This is a genomic window from Acidithiobacillus sp., from assembly GCF_023255755.1.
Lineage (GTDB): Bacteria > Pseudomonadota > Gammaproteobacteria > Acidithiobacillales > Acidithiobacillaceae > Acidithiobacillus.
On the sequence record NZ_JAGDVS010000011.1, the window covers coordinates 1 to 4,160 of the forward strand.

Here is a 4,160-nt window from a genome sequence, read left to right on the forward strand (position 1 = left end):
TCAGTACTACGGGGAGATCCACCGGTATTACGAAGAACGATCACAGGCCAATATGGAAACTGCCGATCCGCCATCTGCCGACGACCCGCCGTTCTGAGCTGAGAAATCGCTCGCTCCGAGCCATGCCGCCCCGTTCACAAAATCGGGCTGTGTGGCTTTTTTATGCCGCCGTCTGCCCCTCATATAACTTGACCAGAGAACCATCAATTTGGCTGACCACACTCATTATTTCTGGTCGACGTAGCCAGACTTTGTATCAGTGAGATAATTGAAAAAAGTTCTATAGACATCGGGAAGTGGCCGGTTACTGAGGTTCCACCACAACCGCCGTCCCGTAGGCCGTGACCTCATTCATCGCCTGCCCCTGCCCGGCATCAAACTCACCGGAATCAAAACGCATGCCCAGCACGGCGTTGGCCCCAAGAGACCGCGCATGCTCGGCCAGTTGTTCTAGGGCATCATCGCGGGTCTGGGCAATCATTTTGAGGTAACCGGCCTGCTTGCCGCCAAAGATGGCGCGGACGCCGCCAAGGAAATTGCCGACGATATTGCGGGATCGGACATCCGTGCCGTAGACCGGCCCGATGACCCGGACCACACGCATGCCGGGGCAGTCGTTGATGGTGAGGATGAGGACGGGTTTTTGTTCTGCTGACATAAGCTCAGTATGATTGACGGGTCATCTCTCAGCAAGCAGCATCAACCTGCGCCTCTCACGGGGTGTATGCGGGACTTCGTTGCCATGGGCCTTCTGGAACGAGTGGACGACCGCACCCGGAAAGGGCGGCCCGTAGTCTATGCCGTCCGGGCAGAATGACCGCGCACAAAGCCGCCCCTCTACACCAGCCGGACCGGCCCTTGATACCGCTCCAGTGTCACATCATTGGTCAACAGTACAAATCCCTCGACCGTCGCCTGCGCAATCAACAGCCGGTCGAACGGGTCTCTGTGAATCAACGGCAAGGTGTCCACCTCAACAGCATGTTCCCCGGATATGGGCAACTCAACGTATCCGTTGTCGATCAGCCCACGGCGCAGCAGACGCGCATCCACCTGAAAGCCTGGCCGGTTCAATCCGCTCTTTATGGCAACTTCCCAAATGCTCACTACGCTGAAAAGCAGTTCGTTTTCCAGATCAGCCATCAGCGCACGAGCGCCTACAGGCACACGCTCAAGGCTGTCCGCAGCCCACAGCAGCAGATGCGTGTCCAGCAATAGCTTCACTCGCCACCCTCGAACAAGGACTCAATTTCGTCGGCACCCATCGTGTTGAAATCATCCGGCACCTTGATCTGACCGGACAGAAACCCAAACCGCTTCCTCTGTGATGCGTCCGGCGTTTCCAGCGCGATGACCTTCACCATGGGCTTCCCCGCCTTGGCGATCACGAAAGAATCACCCTTGGCAGCCTTCTCAACCAACCTGGAAAGCTGCGTTTTCGCTTCGTGAATATTGTACGTGTGCATGACTGCCCCCATGTGGACCAAGACTAGTGAACTAAGTCTACTACAGCGCAAACGGGGAAGCGATAGAGTTGGTTACCCATGGCTTGGTGCGGCTACAAAGTCCACTTCACCCAGGCCATCAAAAATCAGCTTGACGTGCTGGGAATCTTCGCGGTAATGGATGGTGAGGTCTTCCGCCTTGTCATTCAGACGCGGGGACAATGCGGTCAGATAGATATTGTGCATCCGTACATCAGCCAGAAGTGGACCATGCCGATCCGGGATTGGAAAGCCGCCCTAAACCGCTTTATCATCCAGTTCGATGACCGGATGCTACAACGTTAAATGAAGACGCCGTTTACACAAAATTCAGGACACCCTCGGTACCCGATGATGATGCCATCGCAGTCTTTTCTGGGTCGGATGGATGCTATTTTCTATCCCTTTTTCGGATGCCGTTCTTGGGCGTGGTTGGGCAGAATTTGGGCGAAAAGTCAATTTGGTAATAAAAAAGCACCTAGGATTATACCTAAGTGCTTGTTTTATTTGGGGTGGCTGACGGGGCTCGAACCCGCGACAACCGGAATCACAATCTGATATATAACAATTTAAAAACAATATGATGAAATTAATTTCTTCCTAAGATGGTCGCGAAAGAAACGCAATGAAAACAATGCCAGATTTCACTGTCTTTGGAAGATTTTGGCATACGTTTTTAGCCATATCCGGACCCGCGAAGCGGGCCGATTGGCCGCTGGCGGGCGGTGATGGATAACCGAGACTATGAGTCCTACGGACGGCAACCCCGCCGGGCGCAAGCGACGGCAGGAACGAAACCTTGAACCGACAAACTTCTTCGACTAAAACCTATAGAGTCCTTAGCCAAAGAAGGGGTATCCCGATGCACAAGCAGGAATTGGTAAGCCAGGTCGCCAAGGCGGCAGAAGTTTCGCAACAGACGGCGGCGGCGGTCATCGATGCAGTTATTCATGCGATAACGAACGCTATGGCCGCTGGCGAAAGCGTCAGCCTGGTGGGCTTCGGCTCATTCTCCGTGTCAGATCGTCCCGCGCGCCAGGGGCGCAATCCCGCAACGGGAGCCGCCATGGATATCCCCGCCCGGAAAAGTCCGTCGTTCAAAGCGGGGAAAGTCCTCAAGGAAGCGGTTAAGGGATGAGTTCTGTGACCAAAAAGGATCTGACGGATCGCCTGGTGGATACGTTGGGTTTGACCGGTAAAGAGAGCAAGGCGTTGGTGGAGTCATTCTTCGACACCATTTGCAGCACGCTGGCGGCCGGCGAGGACGTGAAGCTATCGGGCTTCGGCAACTTCACGCTCCGGGACAAACGCCCGCGCCCTGGCCGCAATCCCAAGACCGGCGAGATGGTTCCTATAGCGGCACGGCGGGTGGTGACGTTTCGGGCCAGCCAGAAGGTCAAGGAGGCGTGTCTTGCTGGCGGCGACGGTACCCCGTCATGACGGTACCACCGTCATTTGCGATACCGAGTCAATGAATCGGTCGCCACGACATGGGGAATACAGTGGCGCTCTCTGCCCATACGATGGATCTACCTAGCTCCTGGTATTCCAGCGCACGACAGCACCCGATCATTGATGTGAGAAGTTGTCTAATTGCTGTGCCGTTGCAAGTCAGGCTAGTTTTGGCAACCAGACCATCGTATCTGATATCAACCAATGCGCCACCATGCGCATGTGAAACTGCGGGTTCTTTGTCAATGCCACCATACCTAAGCCCATGCTCGACTGCGAAGAATCCATTGGTTTTATCACAGTGCGTTTTCGCAGGGCGAAAGCCGCAATACATCATACGCTTGGCGTTTTTTATTGTTGTACCATGATATAGTCGAGTTTCCATATATAAACGATAAATATTATATATCACATAATGAATGTGATCTCTAGCATCGTATGGTGTAGACTCCACCTCCAAAACAAGAGGTGCACCTAAATCGGTAGAATGACATCCTTCTCTACTTTTCCAGTTCCGCAGATCATAAACAACCGGGAAAGTTTTCTGTGAAATACGATATATACCCATTCTTTCCCGTTCGGCGGGATCAATAGAATGGGTGTTCAACATGTCCGCACGTCTGATAACCGAATCGTCATGACCATAACCGCTACCATTGTTGCTCGGTACTGGTACTGTCGCAAACAATTCACAGCATGATTCGCACTGCTTTGGATTTGACGTTATTACATCTTGTATAAATAAACACTTTGGGCACATAGAGCGTAGTTTTAGACCATACAGATTTTTTGGTACATCAATAATGTTCGGCCAAACCATCTATTCTTTCCTTGTGCGATATTTTGAATAAAATGTATAAAACGTCAAGTTGGATTAAGAATCAAGCAACGGTTCCGTAGGTAGCCCATCAATTCACCAGCGGCGTCGCCACACTGAAATTCAGTGGATAGCCGTTGCCCCCAGCTTCATAGTTCTGTGACACCGGGACGCCGCTGGTGTTGCCCGAGTCTTTCACCGCATGCCAGTCCGTCCAGAAGGTCTCCTGGCTGCCGCAAAGGTTCTGGTTGCTGCCATTGTCGGTCGCCCAGACATTATAAGTCGCGGCGCTTTGAGTCCATGGATCAACCAGTGATTCAGGGCATCCAGAACCGGTGAACAGCGATCCGCCGTAAGCGGTAACTGAGCGGCGTTGTATTCTGGATTTTTCAGATGTGCAGAATGGT

The 4,160-nt window shown here is 52.8% G+C and carries 8 protein-coding genes; 2 read left to right on the top strand and 6 right to left on the bottom strand.

Annotation, left to right across the window (positions count from 1 at the left end):
- Positions 1–304: 304 nt before the first annotated feature.
- The 4 genes from Q0C48_RS01080 to Q0C48_RS01095 form a co-directional block, all read right to left on the bottom strand.
- Entirely contained in the window at positions 305–658 is a 354-nt protein-coding gene (locus Q0C48_RS01080) for a YbjQ family protein (RefSeq protein ID WP_291520724.1), read from the bottom strand.
- A gap of 179 nt (positions 659–837) precedes the next feature.
- Positions 838–1,224 (bottom strand): type II toxin-antitoxin system VapC family toxin, encoded by a 387-nt coding sequence (locus Q0C48_RS01085; protein ID WP_291520726.1) that lies wholly within the window; start codon positions 1,222–1,224, stop codon positions 838–840.
- On the bottom strand, positions 1,221–1,466 hold the full coding sequence (locus Q0C48_RS01090; RefSeq protein WP_291520728.1) for a type II toxin-antitoxin system Phd/YefM family antitoxin: 246 nt from the start codon (positions 1,464–1,466) through the stop codon (positions 1,221–1,223). The genes Q0C48_RS01085 and Q0C48_RS01090 overlap by 4 nt, the downstream gene beginning before the upstream one ends.
- Before the next feature lie 72 nt (positions 1,467–1,538).
- The gene (locus Q0C48_RS01095) at positions 1,539–1,691 is read right to left on the bottom strand and encodes a hypothetical protein (RefSeq protein ID WP_291520737.1); all 153 of its coding nucleotides are present in this window, start codon (positions 1,689–1,691) and stop codon (positions 1,539–1,541) included.
- Between the two features lie 592 nt (positions 1,692–2,283).
- Here Q0C48_RS01095 and Q0C48_RS01100 point away from each other — a divergent pair.
- Complete coding sequence (locus Q0C48_RS01100) at positions 2,284–2,622, top strand: HU family DNA-binding protein (RefSeq protein WP_291520730.1); 339 nt, start codon at positions 2,284–2,286, stop codon at positions 2,620–2,622.
- Entirely contained in the window at positions 2,619–2,924 is a 306-nt protein-coding gene (locus tag Q0C48_RS01105; RefSeq protein ID WP_291520732.1) for an integration host factor subunit alpha, read from the top strand. Before Q0C48_RS01100 ends, Q0C48_RS01105 begins: the two co-directional genes overlap by 4 nt.
- A gap of 28 nt (positions 2,925–2,952) precedes the next feature.
- Here Q0C48_RS01105 and Q0C48_RS01110 read toward each other — a convergent pair whose 3' ends face one another.
- On the bottom strand, positions 2,953–3,756 hold the full coding sequence (locus Q0C48_RS01110; protein WP_291520734.1) for a hypothetical protein: 804 nt from the start codon (positions 3,754–3,756) through the stop codon (positions 2,953–2,955).
- Between the two features lie 88 nt (positions 3,757–3,844).
- The coding region (locus Q0C48_RS01115; RefSeq protein WP_291520735.1) for a hypothetical protein at positions 3,845–4,160 on the bottom strand (316 nt) is incomplete at its 5' end.

Coding starts and splice junctions, on each gene's coding strand:
- Q0C48_RS01080 (WP_291520724.1), bottom strand. CDS start 658: ATGTCAGCAGAACAAAAACCCGTCCTCATCCTCACCATCAACGACTGC.
- Q0C48_RS01090 (WP_291520728.1), bottom strand. CDS start 1,466: ATGCACACGTACAATATTCACGAAGCGAAAACGCAGCTTTCCAGGTTG.
- Q0C48_RS01095 (WP_291520737.1), bottom strand. CDS start 1,691: ATGCACAATATCTATCTGACCGCATTGTCCCCGCGTCTGAATGACAAG.
- Q0C48_RS01105 (WP_291520732.1), top strand. CDS start 2,619: ATGAGTTCTGTGACCAAAAAGGATCTGACGGATCGCCTGGTGGATACG.
- Q0C48_RS01110 (WP_291520734.1), bottom strand. CDS start 3,756: ATGGTTTGGCCGAACATTATTGATGTACCAAAAAATCTGTATGGTCTA.